This window comes from Ornithinimicrobium pekingense DSM 21552 (assembly GCF_000421185.1).
In the GTDB taxonomy this organism is placed as follows: Bacteria; Actinomycetota; Actinomycetes; order Actinomycetales; family Dermatophilaceae; genus Ornithinicoccus; species Ornithinicoccus pekingensis.
The window spans coordinates 146,683-170,278 of sequence record NZ_ATWJ01000011.1 but is presented as its reverse complement, the minus strand read 5'-3'; the positions used below and the strand labels follow the sequence as shown (position 1 = coordinate 170,278).

Here is a 23,596-nt window from a genome sequence, read left to right as displayed (position 1 = left end):
TTCAGGCCGCCTGCCCCGACGCCCCGCCGGCGACCCGGGCGGCGGCCTCGAAGCCGGTGTCCAGGTCGGCGAGGATGTCGGCGATGCCCTCGATGCCGACGGCGAGGCGGACCAGGCCCGGGGTGACGCCGGCGGCGCGCCGGGCCTCCTCGCTCAGCTGGCTGTGGGTCGTGGACGCGGGGTGGATGACCAGCGAGCGGACGTCGCCGATGTTGGCCACGAGGCTGTGCAGCTCCAGCGCGGAGACGAAGGCCTTGCCGGCCTCCACGCCACCCTTGATCTCGAAGGCGAGGACGGCGCCGGGGCCGCCGGGCAGGTACTTCTGCGCCAGCTCGTAGGAGGGGTGCTCGGGCAGCCCGGCGTAGATGACCTTCTCGACCTGGTCGTGGCCCGAGAGGTGCTCGACGACCTGGGCGGCGTTGCTGACGTGCCGCTCCACCCGCAGGGAGAGCGTCTCGATGCCCTGGGCGAGCAGGAAGGCGTTGAAGGGCGAGATCGCCGGGCCGAGGTCGCGCAGCAGCTGGACCCGGGCCTTGAGGATGTAGGACAGGTTGACCCCGAAGATGCCGTCCTTGCCCAGCGCCTCGGCGTAGACCAGGCCGTTGTAGCTGGCGTCGGGCTCGGTGAAGCCGGGGAAGCGGTCGGTGCCGTAGTCGAAGTTGCCGCTGTCGACGATGACGCCGCCGATGGCGGTGCCGTGTCCGCCGAGGTACTTGGTCGCCGAGTGCACGACGACGTCCGCGCCGTGCTCGATCGGGCGCGTGAGGAAGGGCGTCGGGATGGTGTTGTCCACGATGAGCGGCACGCCGACCTCGTGGGCGACGCGCGCCACGTTCTCCACGTCCAGCACCTCGCCGCTGGGGTTGGCGATGCTCTCCCCGAAGAACGCCTTGGTGCGCTCCGTCGCGGCGGAGCGCCACGACGCGGGGTCGGTGGGGTCCTCGACGAAGGACACCTCGATCCCCAGCCTGGGCAGCGTGTGCGCGAAGAGGTTCTGCGTGCCGCCGTAGAGGCTCGGGCTGGCCACGACGTGGTCGCCGGCGCCGGCCACGTTGAGGATCGACAGGGTGATCGCGCTCATGCCCGAGGCCACGAGCAGGGCGCCGACCCCGCCCTCGAGGTCGGCGAGCCGGTTCTCCACGACCTCCTGGGTGGGGTTGTTGATGCGGGTGTAGATCGGGCCGAGCTCGGCCAGGGCGAAGCGGTTGGCGGCCTGCTCGGCGTCGGCGAAGACGAACGAGGTCGTCTGGTGGATCGGCAGGGCACGGGCGCCGGTCGCGGGGTCGGGGGTCTGGCCGGCGTGGACCTGGCGGGTGGTGAAGTCGGAGTAGGTGCTCATGGTGCGCTGTCCTTGAGGATCGAGGGTTCGTGCGGGGGGCAGGTGGGGGAGGTCACTCTGCTGGGCCCGGCTCGCACAGCGCAGGTATGGCGTGTCCGGTGCGGTCGGTGCACCGGGCGCGTCGCGACGTCGCGAGAGCAGCTGCGGAGGAAGGGCTCAGCAGCTGCGCATTCGGCGTCGCGGGGTGCTCATGGGTCCGATGTCTACCAGGCGTCGGAGAACGAAGTCAATTCGGCGTGGCGGGCGCTGATGGATGCAGCAACGATGATTCTTCGCATAGTGCTCTCTGGGGTGTCGAATCATCGGTGGACGGCGGACCTCGCGGCAGGAGCGACCGCTCCGGCGGCCCGCCACGGGTTATTCCACGGCCCTCTGCCGGCTGTCCCGCAGGGGGTGCGGCGCGGTGGACGTGGGGAGCAGGGGCTGGTAGCCGCGCGCACGTCGGGATCGGGGGTGCGGCAGTCAACTTCGACACATCGGCCACAGGTCCTTAACGTGGAGCAGCGTCCAGACGCCAGCTATCCCTACGGAGATCGCATGACCCTGGTCGTCCAGAAGTACGGCGGCTCGTCCCTGTCCGACACCGAGAGCATGCGCCGGGTCGCCCGGCGCATCGTCGCGACCCGAGAGGCCGGCCACGACGTCGCGGTCGTGGTCTCGGCGATGGGTGACACCACCGACGAGCTCGCCGACCTGGCCGACGACGTCAGCCCGGACCCACCCGCCCGGGAGCTCGACATGCTGCTGACCGCGGGGGAGCGCATCTCGATGGCCCTCCTCGCCATGACCCTGCACGAGATGGGCCACGAGGCCGTCTCGTTCACCGGTCAGCAGGCCGGCCTGGCCACCACCGACGAGTTCGGCTCCGCCCGCATCGTCGGCATGCGCCCCGACCGGATCGTCCGCACCGTCGAGTCCGGTGCGGTCGCGATCGTCGCCGGCTTCCAGGGCGGCGCGGGCGACGACATCACCACCCTCGGCCGGGGCGGGTCCGACACCACGGCGGTCGCGCTGGCCGCGTCCGTGGGCGCCGACGTGTGCGAGATCTACACCGACGTCGACGGCCTGTTCTCGGCCGACCCCCGCGTCGTGCACGACGCGCACCAGCTGCCGGTCCTCTCCACCGAGGAGGCGCTGGAGCTGGCCGCGCACGGCGCGAAGATCCTGCACCTGCGCTCGGTGGAGCTGGCACGCCGCTACGACGTGCCGCTGCACGTGCGCTCGAGCTTCAGCGACCGGCCCGGCACCTGGGTCACCGACGACCTCGACGTGGTGCCGGCCGACCACCCCATCACCGCAACCAGGAAGGACACCGTGGAAGAAGCCCTCGTCCGTGGTCTGGCGCACAGCCACGACCAGTGCAAGCTCACCGTCGTGGGGGTGCCCGACGCCCCGGGCTCGGCCGCCGCGATCTTCGCGGTCATCTCCGACACGGTGTCCGCGGTCGACATGGTCGGCCAGACCCACACCGCCGAGGACACCGGGTTGATCGACTTCTCCTTCGCCCTGCCCGTCGCGGACGGGCAGCGGGCGGCCGACGCGCTGCGGGCGGCGCAGCCCCGGCTCGGCTTCCGCCACGTGACCGTGACCGAGGACGTCGGCAAGGTCTCGATCGTCGGCGCCGGGATGCGGTCCTCACCGGAGGTCCCCGCCCGGCTCTTCGACGCGCTCAGCGCGGCCGGCATCACCGTGCACCTCATCTCCACCTCCGAGATCCGCCTGTCGGTCGTCGTCGACGGCGACCAGGTCGAGGAGGCCGCGCGCGTGCTGCACGAGGCCTTCGACCTGCCCTCCACCGAGGGTGAGGCGCGCGTCCACGCCGGGAGCGGCCGATGAGCAGCACGCCGGACAGCGCCCGCGGCGGCACGGCGACCCTGCCCCGCCCCGAGGTCATCCGCCACCCGGACGTCGGCGACGGCGCGGCGATGTGGCGCGTGGCCCGCGACTCCCGACGGCTCGACCTCAACCCGCCCTACGCCTACCTGCTGTGGGCGCGCGACTTCGCGGCCACCTCGCTCGTGGCCGAGGTCGACGGCGAGGTCGGCGGCTTCGTCAGCGGCTTCCGGCGGCCCGAGGCGCCAGGCACCCTCATGGTCTGGCAGATCGCGGTCGACGAGTCGTGCCGCGGCCGGGGCCTGGCCGGCCAGCTCCTCGACGAGCTCGCCCGGCGCACCGGTGCCCACACCCTCGAGACGACCATCACCGAGGGCAACCCCGCCTCGATCCGGCTGTTCGAGTCCTTCGCCCGGCGGCAGGGCGCAGGCCACCACGTCACCGACCTGTTCGGGGCCGAGCACTTCCCGGGCGAGGGCGACTGGCAGCCCGAGCTGCTGCACCGCATCACCCCGCTGCGCGGGACCGGCTGAGGACGCGCGCACCCCGGTGCACGCCATACCCGTGCAGCAGGACCACCCGACACCGACCGCACCGGGCACCAGCCCGGGGAAGGAACCGATGACCGCAACGACGACCCCCACCGGCACCACCGCCGGCACGACCGACAGCACGTCCACCGCGGTGTTCGAGCGCCGCGAGTCCGACGTCCGCAGCTACTGCCGCAGCTGGCCCGTGGTCTTCGAGCGCGCGCTCGGCGCCGAGCAGACCACCGAGGACGGCACGACCTACCTCGACTTCTTCTCGGGCGCGGGCGCCCTCAACTACGGCCACAACCATCCCGCGCTCAAGCGGGCGCTGCAGGACTACCTCGCGCAGGACACCGTGGTCCACGCCATGGACATGTTCACCCCGGCCAAGCGCGACTTCCTCCTCGCCCTCGAGGAGCTCGTCCTGCGCCCCAGGGGTATGGGGCACAAGGTCCAGTTCCCCGGTCCCACCGGCACCAACAGCGTGGAGTCCGCGCTCAAGGTCGCCCGCAAGGCGACCGGCCGCACCGACGTGGTGTCCTTCACCAACGCCTTCCACGGCATGACGCTGGGCTCGCTGGCCGTCACCGGCAACTCCCTGAAGCGCGAGGGCGCCGGCACCCCGCTCTACCACTCGATGACGGCCCCCTACGACGACTACCTCGACGGCCGCACGCCCGACCTCCACTGGCTGGAGCGCGTCTGGGCCGACAGCGGCTCCGGCGTGGCCCTGCCCGCCGCGGTGATCGTCGAGACCGTGCAGGGCGAGGGCGGGCTCAACGCCGCCCGGGCCGAGTGGCTGCGCGCGCTGGCCGACCTGTGCCGTCGCTTCGAGGTCCTGCTCATCGTCGACGACGTGCAGGCCGGCTGCGGCCGCACCGGGACGTTCTTCTCCTTCGAGGAGGCGGGGATCGACCCGGACATCATCTGCCTGTCCAAGTCCCTGTCCGGGCTGGGCCTGCCGTTCGCCGTGACCCTGCTGCGCCCCGAGCTGGACCAGTGGGAGCCGGGCGAGCACAACGGCACCTTCCGCGGCTTCAACCCCGCGTTCGTGACCGCGACGGCGGCGCTGCGCGAGTTCTGGTCCGACGACACCTTCGCCGAGACGGTCCGGCAGCGCGGCGCCCGGCTGCGCGAGGGTCTGGAGCGCATCGGCGCCGAGGCGGGCGGTGCGGCATACCGTGGTCGCGGGCTCCTCGCCGGCCTGGCCTTCGAGGACCTCAGCCGCGCCGAGCGGGTCGCCGCGGCCGCCTTCGACCGCGGGCTGCTGGTCGAGACCTCGGGCCCGGACAGCGAGGTGGTCAAGCTGATGCCGCCGCTGACCGTGACCGAGGAGGAGCTCGACCGCGGCCTGCAGCTGCTGGCCGAGGCGGTCCGGGCCACCGCCTGACCCACGGCCCGACACCCTGGCACGACCCCTACCCACGAGACGAGACCCCTGGAGGGAATCCCATGAAGGTCATCCACATCGAGGAGCTCGACGGCACCGACCGCGACGTCGAGCACGGCAACTGGCGCAGCCGCCGGTTCGTGCTCGCCGGCGACGGCGTCGGCTTCTCCTTCCACGACACCCTGCTCAAGGCCGGGACCGAGACCGAGATGTGGTACGCCAACCACGTCGAGTGCGTCTACGTCTACTCCGGCACCGGCACGCTGGTCGACCGTGAGACCGGGCAGGAGCACGAGCTGCGGCCGGGCACCGTCTACCTGCTCGACGGCCACGAGAAGCACACCGTGCGCGCCGAGACCGACATCCGCACCGCCTGCGTGTTCAACCCGCCGGTGACCGGCCGCGAGGTGCACGACGAGGACGGCGTCTACCCGCTGCTGACCGCGGACGAGGCCTGAGGCCGGCCCCGCTCACGGGAGGTCGAGCACCCACCCGCCCTCCATGGTCGCCAGGTCGAAGCGGGCCATCCCCTGCCAGTCCAGGGTCCACAGCTGGTCGCCGATGACGAGGGTGCGCATCGGCCCCTCGCCCCAGGCCTGCTGCTTGGGCCCCGTGCTCACCGAGGGCCCCTCGGTCAGGGTCTGCCCGTCGACGCCGATCACGGTGACGCCGCCGAAGTGGTCCTGCGGGCGCACGTCCATGCCCTCGCCGTCGCCGGAGCCCCACCGCGTCATCGGCAGCACCACCTGCCCGGTGGCCGGCCACCAGGTGAAGGCGCGGTGGTCGTGCTCGACCGGGGACCAGGAGTCGGGCCAGGTGAGCACCTGGGTCTGCCGCGGGGCGGTGACGTCGCTGATGTCGAACATCGACACCTGCAGACCCCTGGTCCGGCCCGTCTGCTCGTCGGCGTCCTGCCCGACCCCCATCAGCCGGTCCTGCCCGACCGGGTGCAGGTAGGCGGAGTAGCCCGGGATCTTCAGCTCGCCCGCCACCCGCGGTGCCGTCGGGTCGCTGGTGTCGACGAGGTAGAGGGGGTCGGTCTGCCGGAAGGTGACCACCGCCGCGAGGTCGGCGCTGAGGTAGCGGACGGCGTGGATCGTCTCGGTCACGCCGAGACCGTCCACCCGCCCGGTCTCCACCAGCTCGCCGTCGTCCTCGCGCAGGACGACGAGCGAGGAGGCCGAGGTCTGCGACGCCCCGGGCGGGTCGACGGTGGTGGCGACCCGCAGGACCCCGTCCTGCTCGTCCACGGCCCACTGGCTCAGCAGGTGGCCCTCGACGCTGCCGGAGGCGCTCCAGCGGGTGGCGCCGGGGTCGCTGATGTCGAAGACGTGCAGGTCGGTGCGGTTGGCGGGGGCCCCGCCGGGCCAGAGCGCGTCGGCGGACGGGCTGCCCGCCCACGTCCACAGGTCCCAGAGACTGGTGCTGACGACCAGCCGGTCGGTCGAGGCGTAGACCGTGCTGCCGGTGGCCACCAGGCCGGCGCCCGAGGTCGGGGAGGGGGCCGCCGTGCCGAGGTCGAAGGTCAGGACCGACATCGTGGACAGGCCGGCGGGGTCGCGCGGCCGCGAGACCTGGTCGCAGCCGAGGAGGGCGTCGGTGGTCTGCACCCGCCCCTCCGGGTCGAGCACCTGCAGGTGCGGCACCCAGTCGTCGATGGTCGTGGCCCGGATGAGCTCGCGGTTGCGCTCCTCGGCCTCCTCCTCGGCGGCCAGCGTGCCCTTGGCGGGGCGGGTCTGCTCCACGCCCGGAGGGTCGGTGACCATGACCAGGCGCAGGGTCCCGTCGACGAGGCGGGCCGAGCGGTAGCCGCCCTCCAGCCGGACCGAGCCGAGGGTGCGCGGTGCGGCCGGGTCGGACACGTCCACGGTGACCACCACGGTCCGGGTCGCCGGGAAGGCGACGAAGGTGCCGTCGACCGGGTGGACGCCGTCGGACCACTCCTGGGCGAGGACGACCAGGGTGTCCTCGTGCAGGAGCACCTCGGAGGGGTGCGTCCGGTCGGCACGGCCCGGCAGGCGGACGGTCGAGACGACCTCGGCGCTCGCCACGTCGACGATGCGGACGCGGCCGTTGACGACCGTCACGATGATCCGGCCGTCGGTCTTGACGATGTCCGACTCGTCGACACCCTCCTCCTGCACGTTGGTCGTCGAGTGCTCGACGGCCCCGCCCGACCCGGCCTCCTGCTGCGCCGCCCCGGCGTCGCCACCGGCGCTGTCGGCGGCGGCGAACGCCTCGTCTCCCTCGGCGGCGTACCAGCCGCCGTGACCGCCCAGGCCGTAGGGGCCCACGACCTCCAGGGCGTTGGCCTGGTAGTAGGTCAGGAGGTCGGCGCAGTCGTCGAAGTCGGCGAGGAAGCTCGCGGGCAGCGCGGTGACCGCCGCGCGGGCGGCCGCCTCGTCCCACGGGCCCGCGGGCGGGCTCGTCGACCCCCCTGGGTCGGCGCCCGGCGGCTGCGGCGGCGCCTGCGCGCACCCGGCGACGGCGGTCGCGGCGGCGAGGCAGAGGGCGGTGATCACGGTCGTGCGAGGCATCGTGGCCTCCTCGTGGTGGGATCGGCTGACGACGGTGTCCCCGGTCGGACGCGAGGCGGCCGGGTCAGGTTCCGCGGAACCGTCGACCGGTCACCGACATCGGAGGAAGCATGACGGAGGACAGGTATGCAGCACTGGCACGACGGTTCGACGAGCTCACCGCGGCACGCGCCGAGCACCAGCGGCTGGCGAGCCGGCTGGCGGGGATGGAGCCCCGGCTGCGCGAGGCCGCCCAGGAGGTCGAGCGGCTGAGCGCGGCGCTGGGCAAGGAGCGCGCCGACGTCCGGCGGCTCGAGGCGGGCGGGTTGTCCCCGTCTCGGCTGTGGGCCTCCGTCCGCGGCGACCTGGCCGAGCGGCTCACCACCGAGCGGTCGGAGGCGCAGGCGGCGGAGTACGCCTCCGCCCGCGCCGCGAGCCACCAGGACACCCTCCGCCGGGAGGCGGAGGGTCTGCGGGCCCAGCAGGCGGCGCTCGGCGACGTCGAGGTCGGCTACGAGGAGATGCTGACGGAGGTGCACCGACGGGCGGGGGAGCCCGGCGCCGTCGTCCTGCGGGACCGCGCGGCGGAGGCCGGTCGGCGGCTGGAGGACCTGCGCTGGCGGCGCGAGCTGGACGAGGCGCTGGCCGCGGGTGCGCGGGCCGCGGACGCGCTGCGCCAGGCACGGGAGAGGTTGGGCAGTGCCGACGGCTGGTCCACGTGGGACACCTTCGCCGGCGGCGGGATGCTCTCCTCCATGCTCAAGCACGACGAGCTGGACCGCGCCACCCAGCACCTGGACGACGCCGCCGAGGCGCTGGGGCGCTTCTCCCGCGAGCTGGCCGACGTCGAGCTGCCGGGCGTCGACGCCCCGGTCGTCGACCAGCTCTCCCGCGGACTGGACATCTGGTTCGACAACTTCGTCACCGACTACCTGGTCGGAGACCGCATCCGCCGGGCCAGGGGCCAGGTGGACGCGGCGCTGGAGGCGGTCGGCGCGGCCATGCACCGCCTGCGCGAGCTGCGCGCCGGCCTGCCCGGGTGACGGGGGCGCACGCCATACCCCTCGGGGGCCGGCCCGGGTCCGGGCACAGGTATGCCGCGTGGTCGGCTGACCACGCGGCACACCCGCGGGTGGAGCTGAACGACGGTCCGCGGTCGGACCGGCGGTCAGCCGGTGGTGCCGTCGCCCTTCTTGCGGCCCGCGCTGACGACGTACCAGACGATGCCGGCCGTGACCGCGATCGGCACCAGCCAGCCCAGGCCGTCCAGCACCGAGGAGATCATGCCGAGCGCGGCGATGCCGCCGAGCACGGTGATGACCAGCGACTGGGTGTTGCCGCCCCGCACGCCCTGCTCGACGTGCGTGCGTCCGGACTCGTCGGGCAGCAGCGCCCAGGCGATGAGGTAGGCGGCGATGCCGCTGCCGAAGAAGAGGGCCAGGGCGATGAAGCCGAGGCGGGCCGCGGCGGTCGAGATGTTGAGCCGCTTGGCCACACCGGCGGCGACGCCACCGATGATGCCGTCGTTGGTGTCGCGGCGCAGCGGTGACTTCTGCAGCGCGGACAGGCCGCGGTCGAGCTGGGAGGTGCCGGACGCGCCCGTCGGGCCCTGCTGGCCGTAGCCGGGCTGGCCGTAGCCGGGCTGGCCGTGACCCTGGGCGGCGTCGTAGCCGGCAGGCGGCTGGCCGAGGACCGGGGGACGGACACCCCAGACGTCGTCGTGCGTGCCGCCCGGGGCGGTCGGCGCCGGCTGGCCGAAGGTGGGCGGCGGCGGGTGCGGGACGCCCTGCGGCTCCTGGGGCGGGACCGGCGGGTGGTGGGGCGGTGCCGGGGGAAGGTGGTCGTCGTGGTCGTTGCGGTGGGTGTCGTTCATGTCTCCAGCGTCTCGCAGTCGGGGGTGTTTCGTCAGCAGGTGCGCTCCCGGATCTGACGGGGGGACAACCCCCCGGGTTCCGGGCGGTCGGCCCGCCAGGGTCCGGTCAGTGGTGGGTCAGCGGTCGACGGTCTCCAGAGCTGCTCAGCGCCCGGGCGGCGCGCTCGGCCGGGACGCGGCCGGAGTCGTCGGGCAGCAGGGCCCAGAGGATGAGGTAGGCACCGATGCCGGTGCCGAGGAAGAGGACCAGCGCGACGGCGGCGAGCCGCACCGCGGCGGGGGACAGGCCCGTCCGGCGGGCGATGCCGGCACAGACGCCACCGACCACGCCGGAGGTCGTGTCGCGGCTCAGCGGTGCCGCACCCGGAGAGGCGGGCCCGGGGCCGGACGGGCTCGGGCCGGCGGCGGGCTGACCCTGCAGCGCGGGCGGGCGGTGGACGCCCCAGACGTCGTCGACGGCGCTCGTAGCACCGGTGGCCGTGGCAGGCGTGGGAGGGATGGTCTCGTTCATGCCTCCCAGCCTTCCGCGGACGGGTGGAGAGGGGCAGCCGGTGCGCTCCCGGACCTGACCGGGGGACAACCCCCGGTCGAGGAGGCGTCCGGCCGGCCTCGGGCGGTCTCGTCCCGGGGTCGTGCACCTGGCGAGGGCGACAGGCCGAGGGCCCGTCACCACGGCCGCGGTCCGGCGCGATTGTTAGGTTGGTGGGTATGCCCCCCGCGCCTGGAGCCGTCCTGGTCCTGGCGCACGTGCGTGACCGCGGCTCCGTGACCGTGGCCCGGGCGCTGCGGGCGCACGGCTGGCGGGTGGGGGCGGGGACCCCGCGCGCCTCGGCCGGCCTGGTCGGCGCCTCCCGGGCCGTGAGCGCCACCCACGTCGTGCGGCGACCCCGCGGCGCGCTGCAGCCTTTCGTCCGCGCGGTCACCGCAGCGGTGGAGGAGGGCGGCTACGACCTCGTCGTGGGGGCGGGTGACGACTGGATGGCCGCCCTGGCCCACGTCGCCGACGACCTTCCCGTCCCGGCGGCGACGCCCCCGGCGGCGGTCGTCGACCGTGCGCTGGACAAGCTGGCCCTGGTGCAGGTCGGTCGGCAGGCCGGCCTGGCGGCCCCTGAGACGTGGGTCCCGCCGCCCGACGCCGACCTCAGCGCCGTCCCCCTGCCCGTCGTGGTCAAGTCGCGCACGCACTGGCGGCCGGGCGTCACCCGCCGCCACCGGGTCGAGGCGCGCCTGTGCCGCGAGGCCGACGAGGTGGTCGGGCAGCTCGCGCGGCTGCGGGCGCAGGGCGAGGAGCCGGTCCTGCAGCAGGTCGTCGAGGGCCGGCTCGGTGCCCTGATCGGCGTGCTGCACGAGGGGCGCCTGCTCGGACGCGTGCAGCAGGAGGCCACCCACGTCTGGCCGACCCCGAGCGGGGCCTCCGCCCGTGCCGTCACCGTGCCCGTCGACCCCGTCCTGGCCGAGCGCGCCGAGGCCATGCTGCGGGAGATGGGCTGGACCGGTCTTGTCGAGCTGCAGTTCCTCACCGACGCAGCGGGCACCGCCTGGTTGATCGACCTCAACGGCCGGCCGTTCGGGTCGCTGGCGCTCAGCGAGGCCGCCCGCCCGGGCCTGCTCGACGCCTGGGTCCGCGGCGTGCTGGGCCGGCCGGTCCCGGAGCTGTCCGACGGACGCACGGAGGTGCGCTACCACTGGCTCTCCGGGGACCTGCGCCGGGCACGGGTCGAGCGCCGCGGCGGGCTGGCGCGCGACCTGGGGTCCAGCCTGCGCTGGGCCGTCGGTGCCCGGCACAGTCTCGCGCGGGTGGCTGACCCCGGCCCCGTGACACACCTGCTCACCGCGCGGCTGCGCGCGGACGACGCCGAGCCCGACGGTCATGCGGACGGACTCGACGGTGCGGACGACGGCCTCGGTGGCCGTGGGGACAGGGCCGGGAGCAGCGGTGACGAGGCCGAGGGCCGGGAGCCGCTCGCGTCCTGACCGGCCTCAGCGCAGGCGCGCGAGGACGTCCCGGGCGACGTGCCGCTCGGGAGCGCGCAGGAGGTGCAGCACCCCCTGCTGCACGGCGAGCACCACGGCGCCCACCGCCGCCACGACGACGAGGTCGTGCAGGTCACCCAGCAGACGCGAGGCCAGCCAGCCGGCCAGCCCTGCCGCCGCTCCGCCGACCGTCGCCCGGGACAGCTGGCCACGGGCGACGCGCCCGGCCAGCAGCCGGTGGCGGCGGGCCACCAGCAGGCTGGTGAGGACCGCGGCGAGCACCAGCGAGACCGAGGTGGCGAGCACGATGCCGGGCACACCCATGACCGGGGCCAGCGTCAGGTCCCCGACGACGTTGACGACCATCGCCAGGATGCTGACGGCGACCGGGCCGCGGGTGTCGCCCACCGCGTAGGAGGCGCTCACCACGACCTGGCGCCAGCCCACCGCGAGCAGGGCGGGGAGGAACCAGAGCACCGCCGTCGCGGTCGCCGCCACCGCCTCGTCGTCGAAACCGCCCCGGCCGAAGGCCAGGGAGACGACCTCGTGCGGGACGGCCGCCAGCAGCGCGACCACCGGGACCAGGACGGTCAGCGTGACGCCGGTCCCGCGGTGCACGAGGCCGCGCAGCTCCCGGGCTCCCCTCGCGGCGGCCGACCCCATCGCGGGGTAGAGCGGCGCCATCAGGGCGGCCACGACCAGGACCTGCGGCAGGTTGACCAGTCGCCAGCCCAGGAAGATCGCGGTGACCGCGCCCTCCTCGACCGTGGAGGCGACGGCGCGGTCGACGAGCGTGTTGACGTTGACGACCGCCTGGCCGACCATGAGCGCCGGCACCATGGCCCGGACCTCTCGCCACGCCGGACCCCCGAGGTCCCAGCGGGCCCGCAGGCGCCAGCGGTGCCGCCACGCCGGCCACAGCTGCAGCAGCATCCGCAGCAGGGAGCCGACGACGAAGCCCCAGGCCAGGGCGACGACGCCCAGCCGCGGGCCGAGCAGCGCGGCGGCCGCGATCATCACGACGTTGAAGGGCACCCCCTGCAGCGCCGCCCACCGGAAGACGCCGTGCCCCTGGGCCAACCCGGCGAGCAGGTCGGTCGCGGCGATGAGCACCGTCGCGAGCAGCACCACGCGCACGAGCAGCACGAGCGTGCCGTCGTCGGTGGCCGCCAGCCCCGGGGCCAGCACGGCCGAGACCGGTCCGGCCGCGACCCCGAGCAGGACGCCGACGACCCCCAGGGCCACCGTGCCCACGACCGTCGCGGTCCACCACCCCGGGTGCCCGGCGCACGGCATACCCTCGCCCGTGCTCTCGGCGTCCGCCTCGCGGGCGACCTGCGGGGTGACGGCCCGGTTGAGGGAGGTGCCGAGCACCCCGAGCAGGATGCTGGACAGCCCCAGGGCGACGAACCAGGCGTCCAGCTGGGCGCCCGCGCCGTAGACCGCCGCGATGACGGCGTCCCGGACGAGCCCCAGGACCGTGGACAGCGCGGTGAGGGCGGAGACCAGCAGGGCCGCGCGCCCGACGCCGGAGCGCGCGGCCACCGGCCGCCTCAGAAGTTGATCATGTGGCCGGCGATGCCGTGCATGGCCTCCTTGACCGCCTCGCCGAGGGTCGGGTGGGCGAAGACCACGCGGGAGACCTCGTCGGCGGTCAGGTCCCACGTCTGCGCGACGTTGACGGCCGGGAGCAGCTCGGTGACGTCCGGGCCGATCATGTGCGTGCCGAGGATCTCGTTGTGCTCGGCGTCGGCGACGACCTTGACGAAGCCGACCGCGTCGCCCAGGCCCATCGCCTTGCCGTTGGCGGTGAAGGGGAAGCTCGCGGTCCGCACCTCGTGCCCGGCGTCCTTGGCCTGCTGCTCGGTCAGGCCCATCGAGGCGACCTGCGGGTGGCAGTAGGTGGCGCGGGGGATCATCCGGTAGTCCAGCGGCATGGTCTCGGCACCGGCGATGACCTCGGCGGCGACGATGCCCATCGCCTCGGCCACGTGCGCCAGCATGAGCTTGGCGGTGACGTCACCGATGGCGTAGACGCCGTCGACGTTGGTGCGCATGTAGTCGTCGATCGCGATGGCGCCGCGGTCGGTCAGCTCGACACCGGTCGACTCCAGGCCGAAGCCCTCGACCCGAGGGGCGAAGCCGATGGCCGACAGCAGCCGGTCGGCCTCGAGCGTCTCCTCCGTGCCGTCCTTCGAAACCTTCACCTTGACGCCCGAGCCGGTGTCCTCGACCGCCTCGACCTTGGTGCCGGTGAGGACCTTCACGCCGAGCTTCTTGTAGTGCTTGGCCAGCTCCTTGGAGATGTCGGCGTCCTCGGCGGGGACCATGCGGTCCATGAACTCCACGATCGTGACGTCGACCCCGAAGTTCTTCATGACGTAGGCGAACTCCACGCCGATCGCGCCGGAGCCGGCGATGATGATCGAGCCGGGCAGCTCGTCGTCGAGGATCTGCTCCTCGTAGGTGACGACGTTCTTGCTGACCTCGACGCCGGGCAGCATCCGCGTCACCGACCCGGTCGCCAGGATGAGGTTGTCGAACTCCAGCTGCTGCTTCTCACCGTCGTTGAGCTCGACGTCCATGCTCTTCGGGCCCGTCAGCGTGCCCCAGCCGTCGATCTCGGTGATCTTGTTCTTCTTCATCAGGAAGTGGACGCCCTTGACGATGCCGGCCGAGACCTGGCGGCTGCGTGCGTGCGTCGGGCCGTAGGACATCGTGGCGTCGCCCTCGATGCCGTACTTCTTCTTCTCGTGCGTCAGCGTGTGCGCGAGCTCGGCGTTCTTCAGCAGCGCCTTGGACGGGATGCACCCGACGTTGAGGCAGACACCGCCCCAGTACTTCTTCTCGACGACGGCCACCTTCTTGCCCAGCTGGGCCGCGCGGATCGCCGCGACATACCCACCGGGGCCGGCGCCCAGGACAACAACGTCAAAGTGATCGGCCATGGGGGCAAGTATTGCGGACAGGTCGTGAACGCGCCGCCGGGCACCCCACCTTCTGGTATGTCGTGAGGTGCCGGACGCGCCGAGTGCCCCACTTCCGTCGCCCGGCGGGGCCGGAGCAGCGACGCACGTGGGGCACTGGGCGGGTCTGTCGGGTGGGGGGTCCTGCGGGTATGCGGTCGCCTCAGTCCTCGATGATCTCGCCCTCGGCGACCTCGTCGACGTCGTCGGTGGCCTCGGCCCAGTCGTCGCGGGCGACCTCGGCCTCGGCGAGCAGGCGGTAGAGGTCGCGGCGCGTCCTCTCGAGCAGGTCGGAGGCGGCGGTGGTCAGGGCCGCGTCGCCGGCCTGACCCACGGCCTGGGTCGCCATCGCGACGCTGCCCAGGGCCTTCCACAGCTGCCCGCCGGTCCGCCGGCCGCCACCACCGGCGCGTCCGCCGCCGAACGGGCCGGAGCCGCCGAACGGGCCGGAGCCGCCGAAGGGGCCCGCGCCGCCACGCCCCTGGCCGCGACGACCCTGACCGCCGGCCCACGGGTCGTCGGGCTCCTCGCCGGCCGACCAGCCCAGGTCGGGCCCGGCCTCGGCCGCCTCGCGGCCGCTGTCGGTGAGCTCGTAGGCCTTGCGTCCGTCGACCTCGGTCTGCCGGACCAGGCCCTCGTCCTCCAGCTGGGCGAGGGCGGGGTAGATCGCCCCGGAGCTGGGGCGCCAGCTGCCCTCGGTGCCCTCGGCGATGCGCTGCATGAGCTGGTAGCCGTTGAGCGGCTCCTCCACCAGCAGCTTCAGGATCGCGTTGCGCACGTCACCGCGGCGGGCGCGGGGGCGACCCCGGCCACCGCCGCGCGGGCCGTGGCCGTGACGGCCCGGCCCCGGCTCGCCGGACCAGTGGCCCCAGCCGCCGCCGGTGCCGAACGGGCCGGCGGGTCCGAAGATGCCACCGGGCCCCAGCGGGCCGCGGGGGCCGAAGGGCCCCTCGGGGCCGAAGAACTGCTCGGGGTCGAAGCCCGACCCGCGTCCGCGGTAGGTCATGTCTGCCTCCTGATGTCAGGGCGACCACCCGGTTCGACGCGGCCGCGCTCTGCTGTCGAGAATGACATGATGCGTCGAGATATGTCAACGACATATCGATAAGTGCATGAGTGTGCCCTCCCTCACATATCCATCCAAGGGGGTTGACGTCGCGGCAGCGATGGGGGAAGGTGGCGACATGCACCTTTTCGCCCTCGTACTTATTAGCCCGGGACGCGCCACGGCCTGACTCCAGCCGAGACGCGTCCTCCCCTCGTTTGCCCTCCGGGCCGAGGGGTTTTTTGTTGCCCGAGCCTCCTGCCCCGCTCCTCCTCAGCACCCGCACACACCCGCACCCCACGCGACTAGGACCAGATCATGACCGCCACGCACAGCGAACCGATCGTCGACGGCGCGACCCCCACGGCCCCCGGCACCACCGGCGGCACCTCCGCCCCAGGCACCCGCCGCACCGGCGCCGAGGCGCTCGTGGCGACCCTCGAGCGGGTCGGGGTGGAGCACATCTTCGGGCTGCCGGGGGGTGCGGTGCTGCCGCTCTACGACGCGCTCTACGGGGCCGAGGGCATCCGGCACATCCTGGTGCGCCACGAGCAGGGGGCGGGCCACGCCGCCGAGGGCTACGCGATGGCCACCGGCAGGGTCGGCGTCTGCATGGCGACCAGCGGCCCGGGGGCGACCAACCTGGTCACGCCGCTGGCCAACGCCTACATGGACTCCACGCCGATGGTGGCCATCACCGGCAACGTGGCCAGCAGCGCGATCGGCTCGGACGCCTTCCAGGAGGCCGACATCCGGTCCATCTCGATGCCGGTGACCAAGCACTCCTTCCTGGTCACCCGCCCCGAGGAGATCGCCGCGACGGTCGCCTCGGCCTTCCACCTGGCCCGCAGCGGCCGTCCGGGGCCGGTGCTCGTCGACGTCACGAAGGACGCCCTGACCGCGATCGCCGACGAGTCGCTGCTGCAGCTGCCGATGCCGGGCTACCGCGCGCCGGCGCAGCCGGCCCCGGAGGAGGTGCGCGACGCCGTCGAGCTGATGCTGGGCGCCAGCCGCCCGGTGCTCTACGTCGGCGGCGGCACCGTCCACGCCGGCGCCTCCGAGGAGCTGCGCACCCTCGCAGAGCTGACCGGGATCCCGGTCGTCACCACGCTGATGGCCCGGGGTGCCTTCCCCGACAGCCACCCCCAGCACATGGGGATGCCCGGCATGCACGGCAGCGTCTCCGGGGTCGCCACCCTGCAGAAGTCGGACCTGATCATCAGCCTGGGCGCCCGCTTCGACGACCGCGTCACCGGCGCCAAGTCGACCTTCGCCCCGGGCGCGACGATCATCCACGCCGACATCGACCCGGCCGAGATCGGCAAGAACTTCCCGACGGCCGTCGGCCTCGTCGGTGACGCGCGCGCCACCATCGCCGAGCTGAGCAGCGAGTGGATCCGCCGCACCAGCGCCGGGGCGGCGCCCGACTACGACGCGTGGGTCGCGCGCTGCCAGGAGTGGAAGCGTCGCTACCCGCTGGGCTACGAGGCCCCGCCGAGCGGCGCCCTCGCCCCGCAGTACGTCATCGAGCGGCTCGGCCGGCTCGTCGGCCCCGACGCGGTCTACGCCTCCGGCGTCGGTCAGCACCAGATGTGGGCCAGCCAGTACGTCGGCTACGAACGCCCCCGCCACTGGATCAACTCCGGCGGCCTCGGGACCATGGGGTATGCCGTGCCGGCGGCGATGGGCGCCAAGGTCGCCCTGCCGGACACGACCGTCTGGGCGATCGACGGCGACGGCTGCTTCCAGATGACCAACCAGGAGCTGGCCACCTGCGCGGTCGAGGGGATCCCGATCAAGGTGGCGGTCATCAACAACGCCGCCCTGGGGATGGTCAAGCAGTGGCAGGCGCTGTTCTACTCCGAGCGCTTCAGCGCCTCCCAGCTGCCCTCCAAGCAGGTCCCCGACTTCGTCGGCCTGGCCCAGGCGCTGGGCTGCGTCGGGTTGCGCTGCGACACCCCCGAGGACGTCGACCGCACGATCGAGGCGGCCATGGAGGTCGACGACCAGCCGGTCGTCGTCGACTTCCGGGTCTGCAAGGACGCGATGGTCTGGCCGATGGTCCCGGCCGGCACCAGCAACGACGACATCCAGCACGCCCGCGACCTCACACCCGACTTCGGGGAGGACGAATGACCCTGCTGCACGACTACCCGCCCCCGGGGCCGCCGGTACCCACGGCCCCCACGGCATACCGACCCGCACCCCCCACCCAGCCACCGCACAGCCCCGCACCGAAAGGCACCCCGATGAACGCCAACCCCAGCCCCAACCGCCACGCGCTGTCCGTCCTGGTCGAGAACAACCCGGGCGTCCTCGCCCGCGTCTCGGTCCTCTTCGCGCGCCGCAACTTCAACATCGACCACCTCGTCGTCGGCCCCACCGAGGACAGCAAGGTCTCGCGCATGACCATCGTCGTCAACGTCAGCTCCGAGCAGCTGCACAAGGTCACCAGCCAGCTCGACAAGCTGGTCGAGGTCATCCACATCGAGGAGCTGGCCGACGCCGACGCCATCCGCACCCAGCTGTGGGCGATCAACGACAACGGCCCCCGGCCGGTCGGCGCCATGGCGGCCGCCGCCTTCTAGGAGAGCCCCGCCGCACGACCGCACGACCCAGCACGACCCCATACCCCCCTCACCAAGGAGAGAAACCGCAGATGGCCACCATGTACTACGACGACGACGCCGACCTCTCGATCATCCAGAGGCGCAAGGTCGCCGTCCTCGGCTACGGCAGCCAGGGGCACGCCCACGCGCTGTCGCTGCGCGACTCGGGGGTCGACGTGCGCGTCGGGCTCGCCGAGGGCAGCAGCAGCCGCCCCAAGGCCGAGGCCGAGGGCCTGCGCGTCGTCACGCCCGCCGAGGCGTGCGCCGAGGCCGACGTCATCATGGTGCTCGTCCCCGACCACGTGCAGCGCCACCTCTACGCCGAGGCCGTCGAGCCGCACCTGACCGCCGGCAAGGCGCTGTTCTTCAGCCACGGCTTCAACATCCGGTTCGGCTACATCACGCCCCCGGCCGACGTCGACGTGTGCATGGTCGCGCCGAAGGGGCCGGGGCACCTGGTGCGCCGGGAGTACGTCGACGGCCGGGGCGTCCCCGTGCTGATCGCCGTGGAGCAGGACGCGACCGGCGACGCCAAGGCGCTGGCGCTGTCCTACGCCTCGGCCATCGGCGGGCTGCGGGCCGGCGGCATCGAGACGACCTTCACCGAGGAGACCGAGACCGACCTCTTCGGCGAGCAGGCCGTGCTGTGCGGCGGCGTGTCCGAGCTGGTGATGAAGGGCTTCGAGGTGATGACGGAGGCGGGCTACCAGCCCGAGATCGCCTACTTCGAGGTGCTCCACGAGCTCAAGCTCATCGTCGACCTCATGTACGAGGGGGGCATCGCCAAGCAGCGCTGGTCGGTCTCGGACACCGCGGAGTACGGCGACTACGTCTCGGGCCCGCGCGTGGTCGACGACCGCGTCAAGGAGAACATGCAGGCCGTGCTGGAGGACGTGCGCAACGGCGCCTTCGCCCAGCGGTTCATCGACGACCAGGACGCCGGTGCGCCGGAGTTCACGGAGCTGCGGGCCAGGGGCGCGGCGCACCCGATCGAGGCGGTCGGCAAGGAGCTGCGCGGGATGATGGCCTGGGTCAAGTCGCACGACAGCGACTACGTCGAGGGCTCGGCGGCCCGTGGCTGACGTGGCGACCACGCAGGCCGGCAGCGCACCGCACACCCCCGTCGACCCCAAGCCCCGCTCGCGGGACGTCACCGACGGCCTGGAGAAGACGGCGGCCCGCGGCATGCTGCGCGCCGTCGGGATGGGCGACGCCGACTGGGACAAGCCCCAGGTCGGCGTGGCCAGCAGCTGGAACGAGATCACCCCGTGCAACCTGTCCCTGGACCGGCTCGCCAAGGCGGTCAAGGACGGGGTGCACGCGGCCGGGGGCTACCCCCTGGAGTTCGGGACGATCTCGGTCTCCGACGGCATCTCGATGGGGCACGAGGGCATGCACTACTCGCTGGTGTCGCGCGAGGTCATCGCCGACTCGGTCGAGACCGTGATGTCGGCCGAGCGGCTCGACGGCTCGGTGCTGCTGGCCGGCTGCGACAAGTCGCTGCCGGCGATGCTCATGGCGGCGGCGCGCCTGGACCTGGCGTCGGTGTTCGTCTACGCCGGCTCGATCCTGCCCGGTCGGGCCCGCCTGTCGGACGGCTCGGAGAAGGAGGTCACGATCATCGACGCCTTCGAGGCGGTCGGGGCGTGCGCCCGCGGGCTGATGTCGCGCGACGACGTCGACGCCATCGAGCGGGCGATCTGCCCCGGCGAGGGCGCGTGCGGCGGGTTCTACACCGCCAACACGATGGCGGCCGCCGCCGAGGCGCTGGGTATGTCGTTGCCCGGGTCGGCGGCGCCACCGGCCACCGACCGTCGGCGCGACGGCTTCGCCCGGCGCTCCGGGGAGGCCGTGGTGCAGATGCTGCGGACCGGGCTGACCGCACGGCAGATCCTCACCAAGGAGGCCTTCGAGAACGCGATCGCGGTGACGATGGCCTTCGGCGGCTCGACCAACGCCGTGCTGCACCTGCTGGCGATCGCCCGGGAGGCCGACGTCGACCTGACGCTGGAGGACTTCCGCCGGATCGGGCGCCGGGTGCCGCACCTGGCCGACGTCAAGCCGTTCGGTCGGCACGTGATGGTCGACATCGACCGGGTCGGCGGCATCCCGGTCGTCATGAAGGCCCTGCTGGACGCCGGCCTGCTGCACGGCGACGTGATGACCGTCACGGGGCGCACGCTGGCGCAGAACCTGGACGACCTGGACGTGCCGCCGCTGGACGGCACGGTGCTGCGTGCGCTGGACAACCCGATCCACGCCACCGGCGGCCTGACGATCCTCGAGGGGACGCTGGCGCCGGGCGGTGCGGTCGTGAAGTCGGCGGGCTTCGACTCCGACGTGTTCCGCGGGACCGCCCGGGTCTTCGACGGCGAGCGGGCCGCGATGGACGCGCTGGAGGACGGCACGATCGCCGCCGGCGACGTGGTGGTGATCCGCTACGAGGGGCCCAAGGGCGGCCCGGGGATGCGCGAGATGCTGGCGATCACCGGGGCGATCAAGGGTGCCGGGCTCGGCAAGGACGTGCTGCTCGTCACCGACGGACGCTTCTCCGGCGGCACGACGGGGCTGTGCGTGGGCCACATCGCGCCCGAGGCCACCGAGGGCGGGCCGATCGCCCTGGTGCAGGACGGCGACCCGATCGTCCTCGACGTGGCCGGCGGACGTCTCGACCTGGAGGTCGAGCCGGCCGAGCTGGAGCGCCGCCGGGGCCTGTGGTCGCCGCCGGAGCCGCCGGAGCGGGCGCGGCGCGGGGTGCTGAACAAGTACGTCCGGCTCGTGGGGTCGGCCTCCGAGGGGGCCGTCACCCACTGACGTCGCGGACGTGCCGGCGAACGTGCCTTCGTGCCGGGGTAGCTTCCTCGGCACGAGGGCCGTTCGCCGTCGTGGACGCGCCGACCGGTCAGGAGATGCGGGCCTCGCGCGGTGCGGCGGGCGTGGCCGAGTTGCTGGCCACGGCGGCCTCGATCGCGGTCAGGAGCGGCTGGTAGTGGTCGGCGACGGCGGTGCGGTAGGCCTCGACGTCACCGGCCTCCAGCGCGTCGAGCATCGCCTCGTGCGCCTCGACGGTCTTGTCGATGTCGCGGGCCGGCGGCAGCCCCAGCTTGGGCACGACCTCGGTGTGCACCTCCCACAGCGCGCTGACGAGCTGGCGCACGATCGTGTTGTCCAGGCCGGCCAGCAGCTCGCGGTGGAACGCGCCGTCCTCCTCGGCGAAGCCCTCCCCGCGGGCGGTGTGCTGGCGCATCCGCTCGACCAGCCCGCGCAGGTCGTCGCGCGGCGGTCCGCCGCGGTGCAGCTCGACCAGCTCCTCGGCGGTGCCCAGGTCGAGCGCGATCCGCAGGTCGACCACCTCGCGCAGCGTGCGCAGGTCGCCCTCGGAGTCGAGCACGCTGCGGAAGATCAGCCCTGAGACCAGCGGCGACATGGACAGGCCGCCGACGAAGCTGCCGTGCCCGTGCCGCACCTCCACGATGTCCAGGGAGCTCAGCGTCCGCATCGCCTCTCGCACCGAGGAGCGCGAGACGCCGAGCGCCTCGCACAGCTCGGTCTCGGTGGGCAGGGGGTCGCCCGGGTGGAGGCGCAGCTCGAGGATGTACTGCTTGATCTCCTCGACGGTGGACCACTGGGCCTTGCGTCGGGCGACCGAGCTGCCGGCGGCGGTGTTCACGCGTGCGTCCTCCTGGGGGGTAGGAGCGCCGGTGCGACGCCCCGGTCGTTGACGGGAGCCGGTGCTCACTATAGTCTCTGCCCGACGTCAGATGTCCGATGTCATGTGAGCGCGTTGCAGCGCACGACGAGAGGTATGCGTACCAATGACGAACGCACTGAACCACCAGGCCAGCCGGCGCGGCTTCCTCCGGCTGACCGGCACCATGGGCCTGGCCGCCGGGCTGGCCGCCAGTCTCGCAGCCTGCGCTCCGGACGAGGACGGCGCCGCTGCGGACACCGCCACCTCCACCGGCGGTGACGACGCCGCCGAGAACGGCACCATCACCGCCGCCATCTCCTACGAGCTGGGGACCAACGGCTACGACCCGATGACCACCACCGCCGCCCTGACCGTGGCCGCCAACTGGCACACCATGGAGGGCCTGACCGAGCTCGACCCCGCCTCCCGCGAGGTCTACCCGGCCCTGGCGTCCGAGCTGCCGGCGGTCTCCGACGGCGGCACGTCGGTCGACGTCACGCTGCGTGACGGCGCGGTCTTCCACGACGGCACGCCGGTCACCGCCGAGGACGTCGTCTTCTCCTTCGAGCGCGTCCTCGACCCGGAGAACGCCTCCCTCTACGCCGGCTTCATCCCGTTCATCTCCGGCGTCACCGCCAAGGACGAGAAGACGGTCACCATCGACCTGGAGTACCCCGTCGGGGTCCTGGCTGAGCGGCTCTCGGTCGTCAAGATCGTGCCCCAGGCGGCCGCCAGCGGCGACGCCGAGGCCTTCGACGCCAACCCGGTCGGCACCGGCCCGTGGCAGATGACCGACAACGGCGGCGTCAGCAAGGTCATCACCTTCGAGCGCAACGACGACTACACCGGCCCGCGTCCGGCCCGCGCCGCGACCATGAACTGGCAGATCATCCCCGACCCGGCCACCCGCACCAACGCGCTGCAGTCGCAGAGCGTGCAGGCGGTCGACTCGGTCCCCTACCTGTCCATCGACCAGCTCAAGGCCTCCTCGACGGTCGAGTCGGTGCAGGGCTTCGGGCTGCTCTTCGCGATGTTCAACGGCACCGAGGGCAACCCCTTCGCCGACGTCAAGGCCCGCCAGGCCTTCCTCTACGCCCTGGACATGGACACGATCATCGGCACCGGCCTGACCGGCCAGGCCGAGGCGGCCCGGGCGTTCGTCCAGCCCGACCACCCCGCCTTCCAGGAGGCCTCCGTCGTCTACACCCGCGACGTGGACAAGAGCAAGGCCCTCTTCGAGGAGGCCGGCGTCTCCTCCTTCCGCCTGCTGGCGACCAACCACGACTGGGTCAAGCAGTGCACGCCGATCATCGTCGAGAACCTCAAGGAGGTCGGCGTGGACGTGCAGTTCGAGGAGAAGCAGTCGGCCGACGCCTACACCACCATCGACGGCAACCCCGAGGCGTTCGACGCCTTCATCGCCCCCGGTGACCCCTCGGTCTTCGGCAACGACGCGGACCTGCTGCTGCGCTGGTGGTACGGCTCGGACCTGTGGACCGACTCCCGCATGCACTGGAAGGGCAGCGAGAGCTACGACCAGGTCCAGGCGCTGCTGGACCAGGGCCTGCAGGCCACCGACGAGCAGGGTCAGCTGGACGCCTGGCACCAGATCTTCGACCTGGTCTCCGAGGAGGTCCCGCTCTACCCGCTCTTCCACCGCAAGGCGCCGACCGCCTGGGACGAGGAGTCCCTGGTGGACTTCGAGCCCATCTCGCTGACCGGCCTGTCCTTCGTGGACGTAGGGACCACGGCCTGACCCCGCTCCCGCGGGCGGCGCACCCCCTGCACCCGCGCCGCCCGCGGGCCCGTCCTGCCCCGAGCGCACCGCAT

19 protein-coding genes are annotated in these 23,596 nt (G+C 73.2%); 11 read left to right on the top strand and 8 right to left on the bottom strand.

Features of this window, described 5'->3' with window-relative positions:
* Position 1: 1 nt before the first annotated feature.
* Complete coding sequence (locus K330_RS0112045) at positions 2 to 1,339, bottom strand: bifunctional o-acetylhomoserine/o-acetylserine sulfhydrylase (RefSeq protein ID WP_022922071.1); 1,338 nt, start codon at positions 1,337 to 1,339, stop codon at positions 2 to 4.
* Between the two features lie 537 nt (positions 1,340 to 1,876).
* Between K330_RS0112045 and K330_RS0112040 the strand changes: the two genes are divergently transcribed.
* The 4 genes from K330_RS0112040 to K330_RS0112025 all read left to right on the top strand — a co-directional run bounded on the left by K330_RS0112040 (position 1,877) and on the right by K330_RS0112025 (position 5,550).
* A complete protein-coding gene (locus tag K330_RS0112040; RefSeq protein ID WP_022922070.1) occupies positions 1,877 to 3,175 on the top strand; it encodes an aspartate kinase in 1,299 nt (432 codons plus the stop codon).
* Complete coding sequence (ectA, locus tag K330_RS0112035) at positions 3,172 to 3,705, top strand: diaminobutyrate acetyltransferase (RefSeq protein WP_084617472.1); 534 nt, start codon at positions 3,172 to 3,174, stop codon at positions 3,703 to 3,705. Before K330_RS0112040 ends, ectA begins: the two co-directional genes overlap by 4 nt.
* An 88-nt stretch (positions 3,706 to 3,793) precedes the next feature.
* The gene (ectB, locus tag K330_RS0112030) at positions 3,794 to 5,092 is read left to right on the top strand and encodes a diaminobutyrate--2-oxoglutarate transaminase (RefSeq protein ID WP_051145593.1); all 1,299 of its coding nucleotides are present in this window, start codon (positions 3,794 to 3,796) and stop codon (positions 5,090 to 5,092) included.
* A gap of 62 nt (positions 5,093 to 5,154) precedes the next feature.
* Positions 5,155 to 5,550, top strand: coding sequence for an ectoine synthase (locus tag K330_RS0112025; protein WP_022922069.1), 396 nt, complete (start codon positions 5,155 to 5,157; stop codon positions 5,548 to 5,550).
* 12 nt (positions 5,551 to 5,562) lie between these two features.
* Here the strand turns inward: K330_RS0112025 and K330_RS0112020 are convergent, their stop codons facing one another.
* A complete protein-coding gene (locus tag K330_RS0112020; protein ID WP_022922068.1) occupies positions 5,563 to 7,629 on the bottom strand; it encodes a beta-propeller domain-containing protein in 2,067 nt (688 codons plus the stop codon).
* A 110-nt stretch (positions 7,630 to 7,739) separates the two neighbouring features.
* Between K330_RS0112020 and K330_RS0112015 the strand changes: the two genes are divergently transcribed.
* Positions 7,740 to 8,651 carry a hypothetical protein gene (locus tag K330_RS0112015; RefSeq protein WP_022922067.1) on the top strand — a complete coding sequence of 304 codons (912 nt, stop codon included), beginning with the start codon at positions 7,740 to 7,742 and terminating at the stop codon, positions 8,649 to 8,651.
* 125 nt (positions 8,652 to 8,776) lie between these two features.
* Here the strand turns inward: K330_RS0112015 and K330_RS0112010 are convergent, their stop codons facing one another.
* Both K330_RS0112010 and K330_RS20955 read right to left on the bottom strand, forming a co-directional pair.
* A complete protein-coding gene (locus K330_RS0112010) occupies positions 8,777 to 9,481 on the bottom strand; it encodes a PspC domain-containing protein (protein ID WP_022922066.1) in 705 nt (234 codons plus the stop codon).
* A gap of 106 nt (positions 9,482 to 9,587) precedes the next feature.
* Entirely contained in the window at positions 9,588 to 9,992 is a 405-nt protein-coding gene (locus tag K330_RS20955; RefSeq protein ID WP_022922065.1) for a PspC domain-containing protein, read from the bottom strand.
* 197 nt (positions 9,993 to 10,189) lie between these two features.
* Between K330_RS20955 and K330_RS20950 the strand changes: the two genes are divergently transcribed.
* Positions 10,190 to 11,455, top strand: a complete 1,266-nt coding sequence (locus tag K330_RS20950; RefSeq protein WP_022922064.1) for an ATP-grasp domain-containing protein — start codon at positions 10,190 to 10,192, stop codon at positions 11,453 to 11,455.
* A gap of 6 nt (positions 11,456 to 11,461) precedes the next feature.
* Here K330_RS20950 and murJ read toward each other — a convergent pair whose 3' ends face one another.
* The 3 genes from murJ to K330_RS24065 all read right to left on the bottom strand — a co-directional run bounded on the left by murJ (position 11,462) and on the right by K330_RS24065 (position 15,427).
* Positions 11,462 to 13,000, bottom strand: coding sequence for a murein biosynthesis integral membrane protein MurJ (gene murJ / locus K330_RS0111995; protein ID WP_022922063.1), 1,539 nt, complete (start codon positions 12,998 to 13,000; stop codon positions 11,462 to 11,464).
* An 8-nt stretch (positions 13,001 to 13,008) separates the two neighbouring features.
* On the bottom strand, positions 13,009 to 14,403 hold the full coding sequence (gene lpdA, locus K330_RS0111990) for a dihydrolipoyl dehydrogenase (protein ID WP_022922062.1): 1,395 nt from the start codon (positions 14,401 to 14,403) through the stop codon (positions 13,009 to 13,011).
* A gap of 181 nt (positions 14,404 to 14,584) precedes the next feature.
* Positions 14,585 to 15,427 carry a PadR family transcriptional regulator gene (locus K330_RS24065; RefSeq protein WP_022922061.1) on the bottom strand — a complete coding sequence of 281 codons (843 nt, stop codon included), beginning with the start codon at positions 15,425 to 15,427 and terminating at the stop codon, positions 14,585 to 14,587.
* Positions 15,428 to 15,784: 357 nt separating this feature from the next.
* Here K330_RS24065 and K330_RS0111980 point away from each other — a divergent pair, with 357 nt between their 5' ends.
* The 4 genes from K330_RS0111980 to ilvD all read left to right on the top strand — a co-directional run bounded on the left by K330_RS0111980 (position 15,785) and on the right by ilvD (position 20,889).
* Entirely contained in the window at positions 15,785 to 17,602 is a 1,818-nt protein-coding gene (locus K330_RS0111980; RefSeq protein WP_022922060.1) for an acetolactate synthase large subunit, read from the top strand.
* The gene (gene ilvN / locus K330_RS20940; RefSeq protein WP_229665824.1) at positions 17,599 to 18,054 is read left to right on the top strand and encodes an acetolactate synthase small subunit; all 456 of its coding nucleotides are present in this window, start codon (positions 17,599 to 17,601) and stop codon (positions 18,052 to 18,054) included. The genes K330_RS0111980 and ilvN overlap by 4 nt, the downstream gene beginning before the upstream one ends.
* A 71-nt stretch (positions 18,055 to 18,125) precedes the next feature.
* A complete protein-coding gene (gene ilvC, locus K330_RS0111970; protein WP_022922058.1) occupies positions 18,126 to 19,157 on the top strand; it encodes a ketol-acid reductoisomerase in 1,032 nt (343 codons plus the stop codon).
* A 1-nt stretch (position 19,158) separates the two neighbouring features.
* The gene (gene ilvD / locus K330_RS0111965) at positions 19,159 to 20,889 is read left to right on the top strand and encodes a dihydroxy-acid dehydratase (RefSeq protein WP_029202609.1); all 1,731 of its coding nucleotides are present in this window, start codon (positions 19,159 to 19,161) and stop codon (positions 20,887 to 20,889) included.
* An 88-nt stretch (positions 20,890 to 20,977) separates the two neighbouring features.
* Here the strand turns inward: ilvD and K330_RS0111960 are convergent, their stop codons facing one another.
* Entirely contained in the window at positions 20,978 to 21,745 is a 768-nt protein-coding gene (locus tag K330_RS0111960; RefSeq protein WP_022922056.1) for a FadR/GntR family transcriptional regulator, read from the bottom strand.
* 145 nt (positions 21,746 to 21,890) lie between these two features.
* On the opposite strand from K330_RS0111960, the gene K330_RS0111955 reads away from it, so the two are divergent.
* Complete coding sequence (locus K330_RS0111955; protein WP_022922055.1) at positions 21,891 to 23,522, top strand: ABC transporter substrate-binding protein; 1,632 nt, start codon at positions 21,891 to 21,893, stop codon at positions 23,520 to 23,522.
* Positions 23,523 to 23,596 lie beyond the last annotated feature (74 nt).